Raw genomic sequence first — 15370 nt, forward strand, 5'->3', positions numbered from 1 at the left:
TCAACCGCGCGCGCCTCTCAACGAAGCTAACAATCTTAAATTCGCGTCAGTTGCAACGACTAGATTTATCGAAGCACCCCATACAAGAAACCTTGAGCTTTTGCAGATTGTTTACCGTGCTGCCGATAAATCTTATAATTGTATCGCAGTTGCGGTACAATACCCAATATAATAGAAAAATACCGCCGATCGCTCGATCGCTGATTTATTTCACCAAAAGTAGCAGTAATCCACGCAACAATGGCTGGTGATAGATGAGCATTCAACCAAATTGTCATGCGGCTAAAACGGGATGGTCGAGTTTGCGGACTGCATAGAGAAGCGCAGCTTTGATATCGTCAACTTCCAAGTCTGGCAATTCTTCCATAATTTGTTCAAAACTCAAACCCGCAGCTAGCAACTCTAGGATATCGATGACTCGAATCCGCATTCCCCGGATGCAGGGACGACCGCCACATTGTCTTGAATTCACCGTGATTCTGTCAAACAGATAAGCAACGGATGCTGGCATTGGTTAAAATTGTTTGAAACCTGTGTCTCTAGCTTACTTCATTTATCGCTCGAAATTCACACCGCGATATAATTCTGCGATCGCAATTTCCAGCTCAATACTCTGTAAAGTATTATTTGTAGGCTGTAGGCGGTCGTGTGCAGCGCATTTTTGTGCGGCTGTTGTCTTATGGCTACTTACTCTGATGATATCTCCTAATCTCCTCGATAGAAACTTCTACACGCATTTTTATCGTGCTGGGAGTGAGGTTCCGCACGGAAAGACAATTAAGCCACGCCACTTTGGGTATCGCTTTGTAGAAGTTTTTGATGGGGTCTGGCGAAAACTGCTCCAGTTGCAACTCTTTGCCCGGATACACCAATTCGTGAGCTTTCCGGATTTCCTCTTTTGCCGTTACTGACACGGCAATGCCTTGCAGATACAAACATTTAAAGTTGTTTGTTCCGCTTGGACGAGTGGAATCATAAAGAGTGAGAAAGACGTTCGGATTTTTGATCAAGTTTTGTGAGTGAACGGCATTTACCCATGACGACCAATAAAAATTCAATTCGTCATCAGCGACGGCAGAAACCGGCGTGTTCCACGGCGTATCTTCAAACGAGGTTGCGATATTCGCGTAGGGACAAGTGCGAATCAGTTCTGCTGCTGCGGAACCAAGGTTAACATCGTTCATGAAACACTCTTATGTGATAGGAAGTATAATCCGCCCGCATTGAAATAACCACAACGCTGCGCGCAGCCGCACAACTTATAATTGTATCGCATTTGCGGTACAATACCCAATAGAATAGTAAAATACCGCCGATCGCTCGATCGCTAATGTATTTCACCAAAAGTAGCAGTAATCCACACAGCAATGGCTGGTGATAGATGAGCATTCAACCAAATTGTCATGCGGCTAAAACGGGATGGTCGAGTTTGCGGACTGCATAGAGAAGCGCCGCTTTGAGATCCTCAAGTTCCAAGTCTGGCAATTCTTCGATAATTTGCTCAAAACTCAAACCCGCAGCTAGCAATTCTAGAATATCGATGACTCGAATCCGCATTCCCCGGATGCAGGGACGACCGCCACATTGCCTTGGGTTCACTGTGATTCTGTCAAACAGATAAGCAACGGATGCAGGCATTAGTTAAAATTGTTTAAAACCTTTGTCTCTAGCTTACTTCATTTATCGCTCCAAACTCACACCCCGATATAATTCTGCGATCGCAATTTCCTGCTCAATACTCTATAAAGTATTATTTGTAGGCTAGGCGTAGGCAGGAAGTGGCTCATAAACGAGTTGCATGAGTTTTTCTGAGGGAACGATTTCCATTGCATAGGTATTACCTTGAGCATCCGCAAAATCTACTAGATAAGCGCGATCGTCAAAGCTCATCAGAATCGTGCCAACTTGTCCGGGCCGGAGCAAAATTGGCTGAGAGGTGTCTTTATGGATTGCCTGAATTTCTTCGGTCAAGGCAACAACATCATACTCATCTAACGTCATGATAGTATCCTCACTTATTGACAGGATAGGTATTAGTTAACCTGGGAAAGTCTTCATCGGTGCGAATCATCCAACATGACAGCACCCAAGAGCTTCCTGTTTCCGTAGTCATGAAAAATTTGATATCATACTGGGTTCCATAGTTGTCTGTTTTATAAATTTCTGCCTCCTGATTGACCGCACATTCTAATAAAGCGACTTCTAAAATAGCTTTGTTTTCTAGTGTAATTCCCAATCGATTTCTAAATAGGATGGCTTTATCTTTTCCTTTGGGATGCTGCATATTTAGTGAGTATCGCTCAAGCTTGTCGCCCAGCAGTGCCTTCTCTCCGTTGGGTAATTTCATCTGTCGAAATGGTCAAGTCACTTGGTGGAAAATTTTCATTGGCCAGAAACCGCATTAACTTGCCTCAGCAAAGAGTAAAGGTGTGTAACATACGTCTTCTTTGAGGCACTCAGCCGCGAAAGCAAACACAGCTTGTAGAGATTCAGCATTAAGCGTTGGGTAGTTTTCTATAATTTGTTGCTGCGTCCAACCTTCTGAAAATAGCCCTAGAACGAACTCCACTGATATTCGTGTCCCCTTAATTACAGGCTTGCCAAGCAGAATTTTAGGATTTGAGTGAATGTGTGCTTTCCAGTTCATAGCCAGTGCGCCTCTATAGGATTTTCATCTATTATGAGTATAGTTAAGATTATAAAATTTATGACCGCAGCAGTATCTATTGACATTGGTACGCTCATTACACGCACTCCCGGACTGCATGGTGGATGTCCCCACATCCTCGGTAAAGGCGTTACTGTTCGCCGGATTGTAACCTGGTACAAGCGAGGATTGAATGCTGAAGAGATTTGCGATCGCATCGGACATCTCACCCTCGCCGAAGTCTACGCCGCACTCACCTACTATCATGCCAACACCGAAGAAATTGAAACTGATTTGATCCATCAAGCAGCAGAAGCCAAGCGTCTTGAAGCTTTGTACAGCAACTTTGGTAAAGATGAAATGCTAAGATCGTAAATAATACATCGCCCACAGACTGATCAGTATGCAATTAGAAGATTATTTCAACTTTCTAGCGGCCGATGATATTCGGCTCAAAGGTACGCGAATAGGAATTGAAACGATTCTGTTTGATTATCTCTTTCGCGCCAAAACTCCCGAAGAAATTGCCCAGACTTATCCCTCGCTAAGATTAGAACAAGTCTATGCTACTATTCTGTATTACTTGCAGAATAAGCAAGCGGTAGAAGCGTATATACAAGATTGGCTAGAGTGGGGCGATCGCATGAGAGAAGAACAGAAGCGAAACCCAAATCCCGTGGTAGAAAAACTCAAAAAATTGAAGGCTCAAAAGCTGGCGATTTAGAATTATGGCTTTCAAGTATCTTATGGATGAAAATGTCGATCCAATTTACACCACGCAACTACGTCGGTTAAAGCCAGATTTATTTGTGATGGCAGTTGGTGACTTGACTGCACCACCCAGGGGAACCCTAGACCCAGAAATTTTAGTTTGGTGTGAAAATAATGACTTTATTCTAGTTACCAATAACCGCAAATCAATGCCAGTTCATTTGACAGATCATGTAGCTCAAGAACATCATGTAGCGGGAATTTTTATTTTGAATCAAAAGCTAGGGGTTGGCGAGAATATTGAGCAGTTGATTTTGATAGCTGAAGGTTCATTTGATAATGAGTATCAAGATCGAATAGAGTTTCTACCTATCGTTTAGGAATTTCGGATCGATCGCAAAAACTGGCATACATTACCTAGGAGACTTACTCAATCTTAACTCTATACCCACAACTTTAAGTTGGTTTGAGGGTAGATTGCATATACCCAGAGCCCCGGCTTCTTCAAGAAGTCGGGGCTCTAAAAGCAGACTACATTACAACTGCACTAATCAAAGTTTGCACATTTTGCACAATAGCAGTAGTAAAATTGTGAGTCACAGGCAAACTGTCAACGACTATTCCGGCGCACAAGAGCATCAGGTACAGAATAGAGTATTTGAAGAGCGATCGCGCAACAATCTTATCCTCTGGAGTCTGCAACAGCAACCAAGCTTTTTGGGCAAAAATAGCACCGAGGAAAATAGCTGTTCCCGCATACACAGCGCCCGCTAAATTCAGCGGATACACCAGCAGCAAAGTTGCAGGAAGCATCAATAGAGTGTAAATCCAAATTTGGCGGGCTGTGGCTTCGTCGCCCTCAATTACCGGCAACATCGGCACGCCTACTTCCTTGTATTCGTCGCGAATCATCATGGCTAATGCCCAAAAATGCGGCGGTGTCCACAGGAAGATAATCCCAAACAGCAGCCACGCACCCCAACTCAAATCTCCCGTAACCGCAGCCCACCCAACTAACGGGGGAATCGCCCCTGCTGCACCGCCGATGACGATGTTTTGCACGCTGTGGCGCTTCAGCCAGTGGGTGTAAATTAGGACGTAGAAAACGATGCCTGACATCGCTAGCAATGCGGCTAATAAGTTGGCAACAACTGTCAGCAATGTAAAGGATATTGTAGCTAGGGCGATCGCAAATATCAAAGCATCCCGCTTCTTGACACGCCCCGAAGGAATCGGCCGCCACCGGGTGCGCTCCATAATATAATCGATGTCGCTGTCGTAGACACAATTAATCGTATTAGCAGACGCGGAAGCCAAAGCGCCTCCAGTAATAGTTGATACCAGCAATAGCGGGTCTACTTCTCCTTTGGCGGCCATCCACATTCCTGCTGATGTGGTGATTAGTAGCAGCAGAATAATTCTCGGTTTTGTTAGTTGGTAGTAACTTTTCACCACTTGCGAAAAGTTTTCGTGGAGGCGAGGGCTATTGTTTGTAAGAACTTCTTGCATCGGTTATTAGTTGTTAGTTGTTAGTTGTTAGTTGTCAGTTAGTTGTCATTGGTTCGTAGGGGCGGGTTTTACGAGAGATATCTGCCGTAACTAAAAGGATTAATAAACCCGCCCCCACCGACGAGAGATAAATCAGCCCTCTCTTACTCAAGGAATAGATAAATCTGCGTTTTATATCCTGTCCGGTTGATTGGTGATCGTATGGGCGGGGCGGGTTTATGAAAGTGTTGGCTTTTAGATCGAGAATCATGGTGAACCCGCCCCTACAAGACCTTGGATTATAATAACAACGATGCTACCGGACATGATATTACTCTCAAGCTGATAAAACCCGATCGCGCCAAGCTAAAACGCTAAAAGCAACCAAGGTTCCCAGCAAAGCAGCACCGACTGCTTGGTGGGCGACTGTTAGCGGTTCTACCTGAAGGTGCAGCCGGAAAGTTGCCAATCCCAAAACTAATTGAGCAATCAGACAAACACTCGCCCAGTTAGCCAGTTTTCGCAAGTTTGAACTCAGTGCAGGCTGCCGCCAAGCCATGACTGCTACTGCTACAGTTGCTGCGGTAGCAGGTACGATACCCGCGATGTGGCTGTTCATTACCGAGCACAATTCTGAGGAGTTCAAACATTGGTGCAGCGCCCATCTAGAGCCTACTAATGCTCCTAGCAAACTTTGCAGGTAAACTAACAATGCTGCGATCGAACTTACCCAAGCTAATTTACCGACATTTCCTGTAGCTTCGTAGGGAGTCAGCATGAAACCGATGACTAGCAGGGCGCCAAAAAATAGTAAAGCTGTTCCCAAGTGAGCGGTAACGATGTCAAATCTGAGCAGTTGCGTTACTGTCAAGCCGCCCAATACGCCTTGAAAAACGATTAAAAATACTGCCCCGGCGCTCGCAATCGGCAGCCATTTTGGCAGGCGGCTGCGGTAAAACAAAGATAGTCCTAAAAGTGCGATCGCGCTCAAGCCGATCGCCGCGGCGTCCAAACGGTGAAACCACTCCAGGAATACCTGCAAATTCATTTGTGCAGCGGGTATTAATTGACCGTAGCACAGCGGCCAGTCGGGGCAAGCGAGCCCCGCATTCATCACGCGCGTGGCGCTGCCTACGGCCATTAACAGCCAGGTTGCGATCGCAATTTTCCACACTAAGCCGCGGATAATATCTTTTGGCTGCCACTGCACTCCTGCTGCTGCGTTTGGCTGATTTAAAACTGAGTTTGCCATGAAATTTACCTTAGCCTTTGTTATCGATCGAACTTAATTAAATAGCGAGCTTTTACTTTTGCTGAGCTTACCCGAGCTTAACACTCTTTTTCTCTGAAAAACCGTCATTTTTACTACCTTAGCGACACTTTTATCCAATTACTTTTTTTGAGAAAATTTCCAACTTTCTTCTTTATATTACAAAAGATTTCCTTTATTTTGTCAAACTTAAAAAAACTTTAATCTTTCCTCGCTCGTGGATAATTAAGAACTCCCCCACTGTTGAGCCTTGACGGAAAAATAAAGATATAATTAAGAAAAACAATTTATGAAATAATTGTGATATGAGCCGCTCGAAAGTGTTTACAAAAAACTAAACAGTATAAAAAAAACTAAAAAATATCATTTGCAACAAACTATATTTAGGTGATTGTTCTACTCCTAGTAGGAGTATGACGGCAAATAAAACGGCAGTCAACAAATTAAGCAAGCTATAAGCCAGCCACTCCTGAGTCCACGCCTCACAGCCCCGAGTTTCGATCGGCTCAAATTTCATAAATATCCCAACTCAATTATTGTTTTATATAGTGCCACAGCCTCTCCGAGATTCAACCATGATTGCTAATGACAATTGTATGAAAAAAAACCCGCGACGGCGGGTTTTGTTTGTGTCGCAACTCGTTTTAAACTTTGGGGATTTGCTCGAAGTTTGCTTAAAGCGATCGATAAACGCGATAGTTGATTTCAGGGAAAATATTGTCAATCTCCTCAACCTTCTCCAACCAACCGGAATCGACTTTGCCTTCTTTGACTTCATCGTACAGCTTGTGAAAGCGCATTAAGTGCGATCGAGTCCGCCGCACTGCATAGGGCACCATCGTCCCTGTACGCATGATAAACGCCCAGTCAGAGGATTGAGCTAGCAGCACTTCCCGCGCGGCCTGGTTCAAAGCCCGCCACTGCAACTCATCCGCAGGTTCCATGCTTCCCAACTCAATCATCCGTTCCGCAGCTTTGTGCAAGTGCGGGTAAATCCAAGCATTGGTATCGTTCAGCCAATACTCGTGGAAACCTCGGAAACCCCAGCTAGACTGAGACGGGCGGCAAACTTGCTGAGTCGGATTTTCCCGCAAATAATCGGCTAAATGCGTCATCTCGTAGGTATTTTGGTCGTACCAACTCTTGCGGAACAGGTAATCTAAGAACCAAGGCCCTTCGTACCACCAGTGACCGAAAAGTTCGGCGTCGTAAGGTGAAACAATAATCGGGGGACGCTGCATGATGCCGTTCAGGTGTTCGACTTGCCGTTCCCGGTTGAAAGCAAAGTTGCTGGCGTGTTCGGCCGCTTTTTCCCTTGCCCAGTAAGGATCGTACAACTGTTTATCGCCTAAACCCAATCCGCGACCGGTGATTTTGTGATATTTAATCCCGGTATTTTTCCGCTGGCCGTTGGGCATGATGTAGGGCTTAATGTAGTCGTATTCGGCTTCCCAGCCCAAATCTTTGTAGAATTCCCGGTATTCGGCCGCGCCTGGATAGCCGACTTCGGAAGACCAAACCTGCTGCGATGATTCGTGATCCCGGCCGAAGGCGGCTACTCCGCATTCGGTGAAAATCGGGGCGTAGCTGCCGTAGCGGGGACGCGGGCGGGCGTAGAGGATGCCGTGACCGTCTGTGAGAAAGTAGCGGAGGCCTGCGTCGGCTAACATCCTCTCTAAGCCTTCGTAGTAGGCGCATTCGGGCAGCCAAATGCCTTTTGGTCGGCGGCCGAAGTTTTCTTCGTAGTTGTCGCAGGCTACTTGAATTTGCGCCCAAACTGCCTCGGGGTACATTTTCATCAGCGGTAAATAGCCGTGGGTAGCGCCGCAGGTGATGATTTCGAGGTTGTTGGTGTCTTGGTGTTCTTTGAAGGCTTTTACTAAATCTCGATCGTACTTTTCCCAAAAGTTCCGAACTTGAGAGAAGTGGGCGGCGTAATGTTCTGCCAAATAGCGGAGGTGACCGTTTCCGCTGTTGTGTTCGATTTCGAGATCCGCTAATTCTTCAAGTTTAGCCAAGTGGTCGTCGAAGCGGTCTTGCAGCAATGGGTCGCGCAGCATTGCCACCAAGGGCGGCGTCATGCTCATGGTAATTTTAAAGTCGATGCCGTCGCGCTTGAGCCCTTCAAAGACTTGCAGCAGGGGAATGTAGGTTTCCGCGATCGCCTCAAACAGCCATTCTTCTTCTAAAACGTAGTCGCTTTCGGGGTGGCGGACAAAAGGCAAGTGGGCGTGAAGAACGAGGGCGAGGTAGCCAATAGTCATAGTGATTTGGATGCCGTAGTTATTAACTGACGCCAGTAGTTAGGGACAGCTTTAAAATATTTTAAGATTTTATGCTGAAATGGGACGCACAAAATGCCGTGTTTTTTTAATAGCCTTTCTCTAACACACTAAATGTCAGCAAATTCTGATTTTCTGCTTGCTGTCGGATTAGGGCTGCTGCTGTTTGAGAGTCTACTGCCTTTGAGAAAAAGAATCCTTGGGCGTACTCACATTTTAACCCTTTGAGTATAGATAGTTGCGAGGCTTCTTCGACTCCTTCGGCTACTACATCCATGCCTAAATTGTGCGACAAAGTAACGATCGATCGCACAATTTCTGTCGGGTCAATGCCTCCTTTGCTGAAATCGAATTCACCTCCCATCCTGCTAACAAAAGAGCGGTCTATTTTTAAGATATTGGTGGGGAAGCGGTGCAGGTAGGAGAGTGATGAATAGCCGGTGCCGAAATCGTCAATGCACAAGTGTATGTTTCGGGCTCTGAGCTGCACCAGCATTGCTGTTACTGATTCGGAATTTTCTATGAGCACGCTTTCTGTAATTTCTAGTTTTAAACTGCTGCCATCGAGGTGACTTTCTTCGAGAACTTGGTCGATGTATTCGATTAAATCTGGCTGAGAAAACTGTTTGACTGAAAGGTTGACGCTGACGCTCAAAGGCGGGTTGCTTTGAAATAGCTGCTGCCACTCGCGGATTTGGTGGCAAGCTGTGCGGAGTACCCAGCGGCCGAGGGGTACGATCAAGCCGGTTTCTTCGGCGATTGTGATGAATTCGCCGGGGGAAACTAAGCCGCGTTCTGGATGCTGCCAGCGCACTAAGGCCTCAAAACAGGTAATTGTGCTGTTGGCGATCGACACGATCGGCTGGTAGTGAAGGATAAACTGGGACGCTGCGGATAAGGGAGGTAAGCCTGATTGGGGAGATTGGGGAGATTGGGGGGATTGGGGAGAGTCTTCTTCTCTGGCCGGGTCTCTAATTGATTCGATCGCCCGCCGCAGGTCGTTTTCTAGCTGCAGCAGCCACAAAGCGTGGGCGTGCATGGAACTGTTGAAAACTTCGTGTCGGGCTCTGCCGAGTTCTTTGGCGCGGTACATTGCTGTGTCGGCATCTCGCAGCAGGTTGGTCGGTTCTAGGTATTCGCCAGAACTCAAAGCAATGCCGATGCTGGCGGTGATAAATACTTCGTGTCCGCCGAGAAGGATGGGAGAGGTAATTTTTTTTTGCAGGCGGTTGACAATGTTGGTAGCTTCATTTATGCCGTCGATGTCTTCGAGCAAAAGCACGAACTCGTCTCCTCCGAGGCGGGCCACTGTATCTCCTCCCCTCTGACAAGTTTGTAGACGCTGCGCGATCGCTACTAGCAGTTGATCCCCGATGGCGTGGCCGAGAGAATCGTTGACTAATTTAAATCTATCTAAATCGAGAAACAGCACGGCAAACAAGTAGTCTTTGCGCCGTGTTGCCAGCCTCAGAGAGTGTTCCAGCCGATCGATAAATAGCGCTCGGTTGGGCAATCCGGTGAGGGCGTCGTGAAAAGCGTCGTGCAGCAGTTGTTCCTCGGCGAGTTTACGCTGAGTGATGTCGTAGCAGTTGACGACGATCCCCTTGACTGCGGGATCGTGCAGCAAGTTGGTGGCTACAGCTTCTACATAACACCAGGAACCGTTGCGGTGGCGGACTCGGTACTCAACTGGGGACTGGCTTCTTTTGGGGTTTTCAAGGGCTTTGTGGAGGGTTTGGGCGATCGCGGCGCAGTCATCGGGGTGAACTGCCCGTAAGGCGTTGCGCCCGAGCGCCTGGTGGGGCGCGTATCCTAAAATTCGCTTGACGGAAGGACTGATGTAGCGGAACATTCCCTCGGCGTCAAGAATGATCGTGATGTCTGTGGCGTTTTCAATCAGCGATCGAAATCGCTGTTCGCTTTGCCGCAGGGATGATTCGGCAAGTTTGCGATCGCTGATGTCGAGAGCTACTCCGTCTATAATTACGTCGCCGTTTTCGTTTTTGGAAAATCTGGCGCTGTCTTGCACCCACTTCACCTCGCCGGAATTTAACACGATCCGGTACTGGCGATCGCAGGGCAAAAGATTCGAGCTCGATGCTGCTACGCTTTTGTCACACGAGCTTTTGTCCTCTGGATGGATGATTTCGGTCAACAGTTCCGGGCGTGCCATTACTTCTTCGGGCCCGAATCCAGTAACTTCGCGCACGCCCGGACTGATGTAGGGCATGGAGGTTGTGCCGTCTGGATGCAGCACGAGGCGGTAGACTGAGCCGGGAATGTTAGCTGCCATTGTGGTTAGCTGCTGCTGGATGCCGCGGACTGCTGCTTCGGCGCGCTTGCGTTCTGCGAGTTCGGTTTGGGCTTGTTGATAGAGTTCGGCTTGGTGGATCGCGATCGCGCACTGATCGGCTATGACTTTGACTAGCGATAGTTCTTCAGCGCTCCAAGAGCGCGGCCGATCGCACTGGAAGAGGCAAATTCCTCCCAAAAATGAGTGCTGGTAGAGCAGCGGCGCGATCGCGATCGCGCGAAACCCTAAAATTTCGGCTGCTGCTTGCAGGGACGGGGCCAGAGTCGATAACTCGGCGATCGCGATCGTTTCTCCGCTGGCGAGGGAGGAGCGATAGTGTTGGGCAAATTCGCAATTTAGCCCGATCGCCCGTTCTCTGTTGACTGCCTTTGAGCTCATGTACCGAATCCCGATCCCGCCTGCGGTATCTGGCTGCAAAATCGCGCAGCCGCTAATTTCTAGAGCTTCATGCAGTTGATCGGCGGTGGTTTGCAGCACTTCGTCGAGTACGAGAGTTTCGCGCATGGCTTGGCCGATGCGGTTGACGATCGTTTCTCGCTGAGCTTGCCGGTGAATTTTGGCGATCGCTTCTTGCTGCTGGTGGCGCATTTTGTATTCTTGGAGCGATCGTTCTAAGACTGTTGGCAATCTAAACAGCCGCCCTTTTAATACGTAATCGGTCATTCCGGCTTTGATGCACTCTACTGCTGCTTCTTCTCCCAAACTTCCCGTTACTAAAATAAATGGTATGTCTTGCCCTAATTCCTGCATTAATTTCAACACTTCTAAACCGTTGAAACCCGGCAGGCGGTAATCTGACAGTACAGCGTCGTACTTGCAATTTTCGAGCAGTTTTCTGCACTCTGTTGCTGTTTCGGCCGTGTCGAAATTAAAATTTACTCCCCCCGATTCTAAGGCGAGCACTATTAATTCCATATCTTCTGCCATGTCTTCGACAATCAACAATTTTAATGTTGGTTCTGCTACCATTATTAGCCGATAGTTGGTCTGATTTATATCTGACATAAGGCATTTTGAAGTGTTAAATTTGTTGTTCTTGTTGTTGCTAAATGTCATTTATTAAAGTGAGTTTTGTTAATTTTATATCGAAAATTTTAGTGATTTTTATAAAAATTAATTATATATTATCTTCTCAGAACTTTTATTTAGTACCCGCAGCCGAGGGCTCACCGAACCGATTGGGGAGCATCCCTATTCTGTAAAAAGCGCTTTTTAGGAATGCGAGCATCTTGCACGGCAAAGCCTATATTTGTCGCTTGAATCTTCCACAGGGAACATTCCTGTGAAAGCACTCATTCGGATGCTCTCAACGATTGTGACTTATTTAACAGTATAATAGTTTTAAATTTACAATTTAAAACTATTATACTGTTAACTTACGAATCTATATTACCGTTTGAGATTGTTTGCCCTAGTTTAAAGTAAAACGTGGCTCCTTGACTAGGTACGCTTTCTGCCCAAATCGTGCCACCGTGGCGGTGAATAATCCGCTGGACGATCGCCAAACCGATGCCTGTACCTTCAAACTCTCTCTGGGAGTGCAGCCTCTGAAAGGCTCCAAACAGCCGATCGGCATATTCCATCGGAAAACCCACGCCGTTATCCTTGACAAAAATCGTTCCATCCGGTAAACCATCAATAATTATTGTAGCCAGAGTGCGCCCGCGGCTGAACTTGACGGCGTTGCTAATCAAGTTGCTGAACACCTGTTGCAGCAAAGTTGGATCTCCGATCGCCGCCGGCAAATCTCCGACGGCAAATTCAACGCTGGGGGGAGTTTGCCCCGGCTCTGCGACAGTTGGGGGTTTAGTCAATTTAATCGCAGTTTGCACCAAACGCGCAAGATCGATCGGAATTTGCATTAACTCGGTGCGAGTCACCCGCGACAGGGCGAGCAAACCGTCAATCAACAAGCTCATTTTTTGGCTGCTGTCTTCAATTATTTCGATATAGTGAACTATTTTGCGATCGCTCAAAGCATCTGTTGATTCTAACCGCTGCTTCAAGACACTCACAAAACCTGAAATGTGTCGCAAAGGTGCGCGCAAGTCGTGGGAAACTGAATAGGAAAAAGATTCTAATTCTTTATTGGCAGCTTCTAATTGCTCTGTACGTTCTGACAAGGCTTGTTTTGTCTCTACCAACTCAGTGATATCGCGAGCAGTGCGAATTAAAGCATAAACCTCGCCGTCGAGATTTCTCAGCGGAATTTTAAACGTGTCAAAGTAAGCATTGCCACCCGCAGTCACAAATTTTTCCTGGTAGTGGAGAGTTTTTCCTGATTCAAATACCTGCAAATTTTCCCCGCGAAATAGTTCTGCGAGTTCGCTGGGATAGCACTCAAAAATGGTTTTTCCCTGCATCTGCTGCCTGCTGTCGAAACCGGAAAATCCGGCAAGAGGCTGGTTGACAAAAGACAGGCGCATATTGTCGCGTTCTACAACATAAATGTAGTCCGGCAAAGCGTCAAAAAAAGTCTCTAATTCTGCGGTACGCTGGGCGACTTGAGCTTCTAAAGTTTCGTTGAGTTCTTTGAGTTCAGCTTCTGCTCGTTTCCGTTCGGTGATATCTTGACCAATGCCGATACACCTGCCGTCGGAAAGGCGAACATTTGCCCAAGAAGTGTCGATTATTCGCCCGTCTTTAACTTTTGTTTTGAAGTCGCCCCAGTTCTGAGTTGCTGCTTGGATTTCATCCAAAACGTATTGGCGGTATTCTGGCTGCGGATAAAATTCTGCCAAAATATCGCGGTCTTTGACTTCTGCAAAACTCCAGCCGAGCACTTGTTCCCAGTGGCGGTTTACCCAGTTTATTTCACCGTGGCTGCCGAAGAATGCGACCATGACCGGCACGTTGTCGAAGATAGTTTGCAGCAGTTCTTTTTGCTGTTTTAATGATTCTTCGGCTTGTTTGCGATCGGTGATGTCGAGTACGGAACCGATAACTTGGCTCATTTGTCCGTCTGGGGTTCTTTTGAAGATTGTAGACCGATCGTGCACCCAGCGCCACTCCCCGTTTTTGTGTTTAATTCTGTAGTCTATGTCATCTGTTTCATGGGGATTGCTGCTGTGTGTTAGCCGCTCCATACCTGTAATTAGTTTTGACATATCCTCGGGATGAACCAAGTTAGCCAGAGCATCTGTACCCAAATCTTGCAATTCTTTTGCAGTGTAGCCGAGCATCGCTGTGACCGATTCATTTGCATAAATATTTCTGTTTTCTACTGCATCGTAAATGTAGAGAAAGTTGGGGATAGTTGTCAGGATGCTCTCTAAAAGTTCTTGATGTTTTTGCAGTTCTGATTCGGCCTGTTTGCGATCGCTTAAGTCCAGCACAAAACTGACACCAAACTGCTTAGTTCCTTCTAAAAATGAGCTGCCCAGCAGCACCGGAACGCGGCTACCATCGGATCTGATGTATTCTTTTTCAAAGGGAGAAACCGTATTTCTTGCCATCAGTTCGGCAACTTTTTCTGTGTCTAAACCCACGTATTCTGGCGGTGTCATTTCTTGCCAGTTAATTCTTCCTGCAAGCAGCTCGTCCCGCGTGTAATTTACCGTGTTTAAAAAAGCGCCGTTTGCATCTGTAATGCAGCCGTTAATGTCCCAATAAATTATGCCGATCAAGTTAGAATCAACTAGGGATCTAAATTTGGCTTCGCTTTGCCGCAACTGGGATTCGACTTGTTTTAGTTCTGTGATGTCGCGGGCGATCACTAAAATTGTTTCGACTGAATTGTCTTCAGCAAATTCGGGACTGACTCGACTGTGGTAGTATTTTATACCGTCAGGAGTAGCCAATTCAAATTCTATAGTTTCTTGTTTGCCAGTACGGAAAACTTTAAAAAAAGCCTCATCCCATAAGTTGCAAAGCTGTGCCGGCATTCCTAATTCCTTGTTACTTTTGCCGATGAATTCGCCCCGGAGTTTTCCGGTAACAGCTTCGACTGCTTGGTTGAGGTAAATGTGGCGCAATTCTCGATCGAACCGGGCGATGATATCGGTCGCATTTTCTGCTAGGGTGCTGAAAGCTTGTTCGCGCCTGTGCAGTTCTTCTTGAGTGCGGTGGTGTTCGGTTAAGTCTCTGGCAAAAGAGAGAATTGAAACTACTGTTCCCGATTCATCGATTAGTGCAGAATTGTACCATTCGCAGTAAATTACCGAGCCATCTTTGGTATGGTTGCGGTTGTGGCAAATGTTGCGGGGTTCGCTGCCCTGTAACAGTTGATTTGTGACGGCGCACACTTGCTCCAAGTCTTCTTGATGAACTATTGACAATTCGTGCCAGTCTTTGCCGATTACTTCTGCTGCACTCCAGCCAAATATTTGTTCTGCCATTGGCGACCACCGCACTATCCGAAATTCCCTGTCCCACTCTATAACTGCCATTGGCGAGTTTTCTAGGTGCAATTCCAGCCGCGAGTTGGCTTGTTTGATCTGAGTTTGAAGTTGCTGGCGGAGTTGCTTAGCCTCGGCAAAGCGGTCGCTGATTTCCTGTGCGTTTGCTGAGCCGGATTTGGCAATGCAATCGATGGTTGCTGCTGTTTGTTTTTCGAGTTCGTTCCAAGCGAGTTCGAGGGCTGATTCCGCCCGATCTAGCTCAGTGATGCTGTTCTGAAATAGTGCGGCACTTTCAACGGGAATTTCCGGCATATTTTT

The 15370-nt window shown here is 46.9% G+C and carries 15 protein-coding genes; 3 read left to right on the forward strand and 12 right to left on the reverse strand.

What is annotated here, in order from left to right:
- Nucleotides 1–65: 65 nt before the first annotated feature.
- The 7 genes from QUA56_RS12390 to QUA56_RS12420 all read right to left on the reverse strand — a co-directional run bounded on the left by QUA56_RS12390 (nucleotide 66) and on the right by QUA56_RS12420 (nucleotide 2647).
- Nucleotides 66–278: a hypothetical protein gene (locus QUA56_RS12390; RefSeq protein ID WP_333357778.1), complete on the reverse strand. Its 213-nt coding sequence runs from the start codon at nucleotides 276–278 to the stop codon at nucleotides 66–68.
- Nucleotides 275–511 (reverse strand): DUF433 domain-containing protein, encoded by a 237-nt coding sequence (locus QUA56_RS12395; protein ID WP_333357779.1) that lies wholly within the window; start codon nucleotides 509–511, stop codon nucleotides 275–277. The genes QUA56_RS12390 and QUA56_RS12395 overlap by 4 nt, the downstream gene beginning before the upstream one ends.
- Before the next feature lie 172 nt (nucleotides 512–683).
- Complete coding sequence (locus QUA56_RS12400; protein WP_333357781.1) at nucleotides 684–1184, reverse strand: pyridoxamine 5'-phosphate oxidase family protein; 501 nt, start codon at nucleotides 1182–1184, stop codon at nucleotides 684–686.
- 217 nt (nucleotides 1185–1401) lie between these two features.
- Nucleotides 1402–1638, reverse strand: coding sequence for a DUF433 domain-containing protein (locus QUA56_RS12405; RefSeq protein WP_333357782.1), 237 nt, complete (start codon nucleotides 1636–1638; stop codon nucleotides 1402–1404).
- 123 nt (nucleotides 1639–1761) lie between these two features.
- Complete coding sequence (locus QUA56_RS12410) at nucleotides 1762–2001, reverse strand: DUF4926 domain-containing protein (RefSeq protein WP_333357783.1); 240 nt, start codon at nucleotides 1999–2001, stop codon at nucleotides 1762–1764.
- A 10-nt stretch (nucleotides 2002–2011) separates the two neighbouring features.
- The gene (locus QUA56_RS12415; RefSeq protein WP_172186779.1) at nucleotides 2012–2347 is read right to left on the reverse strand and encodes a DUF6883 domain-containing protein; all 336 of its coding nucleotides are present in this window, start codon (nucleotides 2345–2347) and stop codon (nucleotides 2012–2014) included.
- Nucleotides 2348–2401: 54 nt separating this feature from the next.
- A complete protein-coding gene (locus QUA56_RS12420) occupies nucleotides 2402–2647 on the reverse strand; it encodes a DUF433 domain-containing protein (protein WP_333357784.1) in 246 nt (81 codons plus the stop codon).
- 60 nt (nucleotides 2648–2707) lie between these two features.
- Between QUA56_RS12420 and QUA56_RS12425 the strand changes: the two genes are divergently transcribed.
- The 3 genes from QUA56_RS12425 to QUA56_RS12435 are packed head-to-tail and all read left to right on the forward strand — an operon-like array spanning nucleotide 2708 to nucleotide 3738.
- Nucleotides 2708–3022, forward strand: a complete 315-nt coding sequence (locus QUA56_RS12425) for a DUF433 domain-containing protein (RefSeq protein ID WP_333357786.1) — start codon at nucleotides 2708–2710, stop codon at nucleotides 3020–3022.
- A gap of 28 nt (nucleotides 3023–3050) precedes the next feature.
- Complete coding sequence (locus QUA56_RS12430; protein WP_333357790.1) at nucleotides 3051–3371, forward strand: DUF433 domain-containing protein; 321 nt, start codon at nucleotides 3051–3053, stop codon at nucleotides 3369–3371.
- A 4-nt stretch (nucleotides 3372–3375) separates the two neighbouring features.
- Nucleotides 3376–3738 carry a DUF5615 family PIN-like protein gene (locus QUA56_RS12435; protein ID WP_333357798.1) on the forward strand — a complete coding sequence of 121 codons (363 nt, stop codon included), beginning with the start codon at nucleotides 3376–3378 and terminating at the stop codon, nucleotides 3736–3738.
- 151 nt (nucleotides 3739–3889) lie between these two features.
- Here QUA56_RS12435 and QUA56_RS12440 read toward each other — a convergent pair whose 3' ends face one another.
- The 5 genes from QUA56_RS12440 to QUA56_RS12460 form a co-directional block, all read right to left on the reverse strand.
- A complete protein-coding gene (locus QUA56_RS12440) occupies nucleotides 3890–4867 on the reverse strand; it encodes a heme o synthase (RefSeq protein ID WP_333357799.1) in 978 nt (325 codons plus the stop codon).
- 316 nt (nucleotides 4868–5183) lie between these two features.
- Nucleotides 5184–6098, reverse strand: a complete 915-nt coding sequence (locus QUA56_RS12445) for a heme A synthase (RefSeq protein ID WP_333357800.1) — start codon at nucleotides 6096–6098, stop codon at nucleotides 5184–5186.
- A gap of 692 nt (nucleotides 6099–6790) precedes the next feature.
- On the reverse strand, nucleotides 6791–8380 hold the full coding sequence (locus QUA56_RS12450) for a glycoside hydrolase family 57 protein (protein ID WP_333357801.1): 1590 nt from the start codon (nucleotides 8378–8380) through the stop codon (nucleotides 6791–6793).
- Between the two features lie 106 nt (nucleotides 8381–8486).
- The gene (locus QUA56_RS12455; protein WP_333357802.1) at nucleotides 8487–11717 is read right to left on the reverse strand and encodes an EAL domain-containing protein; all 3231 of its coding nucleotides are present in this window, start codon (nucleotides 11715–11717) and stop codon (nucleotides 8487–8489) included.
- A 371-nt stretch (nucleotides 11718–12088) separates the two neighbouring features.
- Nucleotides 12089–15364 (reverse strand): PAS domain S-box protein, encoded by a 3276-nt coding sequence (locus QUA56_RS12460; protein ID WP_333357806.1) that lies wholly within the window; start codon nucleotides 15362–15364, stop codon nucleotides 12089–12091.
- Nucleotides 15365–15370: the final 6 nt, after the last annotated feature.

The organism is Microcoleus sp. N3A4 (assembly GCF_036701805.1).
Taxonomy (GTDB): domain Bacteria; phylum Cyanobacteriota; class Cyanobacteriia; order Cyanobacteriales; family Microcoleaceae; genus Microcoleus.

Bases quoted from the DNA above. Each gene is read 5' to 3' on its own strand.
- QUA56_RS12390 (WP_333357778.1), bottom strand. From the start codon at position 278: ATGACAATTTGGTTGAATGCTCATCTATCACCAGCCATTGTTGCGTGG.
- QUA56_RS12395 (WP_333357779.1), bottom strand. From the start codon at position 511: ATGCCAGCATCCGTTGCTTATCTGTTTGACAGAATCACGGTGAATTCA.
- QUA56_RS12400 (WP_333357781.1), bottom strand. From the start codon at position 1,184: ATGAACGATGTTAACCTTGGTTCCGCAGCAGCAGAACTGATTCGCACT.
- QUA56_RS12405 (WP_333357782.1), bottom strand. From the start codon at position 1,638: ATGCCTGCATCCGTTGCTTATCTGTTTGACAGAATCACAGTGAACCCA.
- QUA56_RS12410 (WP_333357783.1), bottom strand. From the start codon at position 2,001: ATGACGTTAGATGAGTATGATGTTGTTGCCTTGACCGAAGAAATTCAG.
- QUA56_RS12415 (WP_172186779.1), bottom strand. From the start codon at position 2,347: ATGAAATTACCCAACGGAGAGAAGGCACTGCTGGGCGACAAGCTTGAG.
- QUA56_RS12420 (WP_333357784.1), bottom strand. From the start codon at position 2,647: ATGAACTGGAAAGCACACATTCACTCAAATCCTAAAATTCTGCTTGGC.
- QUA56_RS12425 (WP_333357786.1), top strand. From the start codon at position 2,708: ATGACCGCAGCAGTATCTATTGACATTGGTACGCTCATTACACGCACT.
- QUA56_RS12430 (WP_333357790.1), top strand. From the start codon at position 3,051: ATGCAATTAGAAGATTATTTCAACTTTCTAGCGGCCGATGATATTCGG.
- QUA56_RS12435 (WP_333357798.1), top strand. From the start codon at position 3,376: ATGGCTTTCAAGTATCTTATGGATGAAAATGTCGATCCAATTTACACC.
- QUA56_RS12440 (WP_333357799.1), bottom strand. From the start codon at position 4,867: ATGCAAGAAGTTCTTACAAACAATAGCCCTCGCCTCCACGAAAACTTT.
- QUA56_RS12445 (WP_333357800.1), bottom strand. From the start codon at position 6,098: ATGGCAAACTCAGTTTTAAATCAGCCAAACGCAGCAGCAGGAGTGCAG.
- QUA56_RS12450 (WP_333357801.1), bottom strand. From the start codon at position 8,380: ATGACTATTGGCTACCTCGCCCTCGTTCTTCACGCCCACTTGCCTTTT.
- QUA56_RS12455 (WP_333357802.1), bottom strand. From the start codon at position 11,717: ATGTCAGATATAAATCAGACCAACTATCGGCTAATAATGGTAGCAGAA.
- QUA56_RS12460 (WP_333357806.1), bottom strand. From the start codon at position 15,364: ATGCCGGAAATTCCCGTTGAAAGTGCCGCACTATTTCAGAACAGCATC.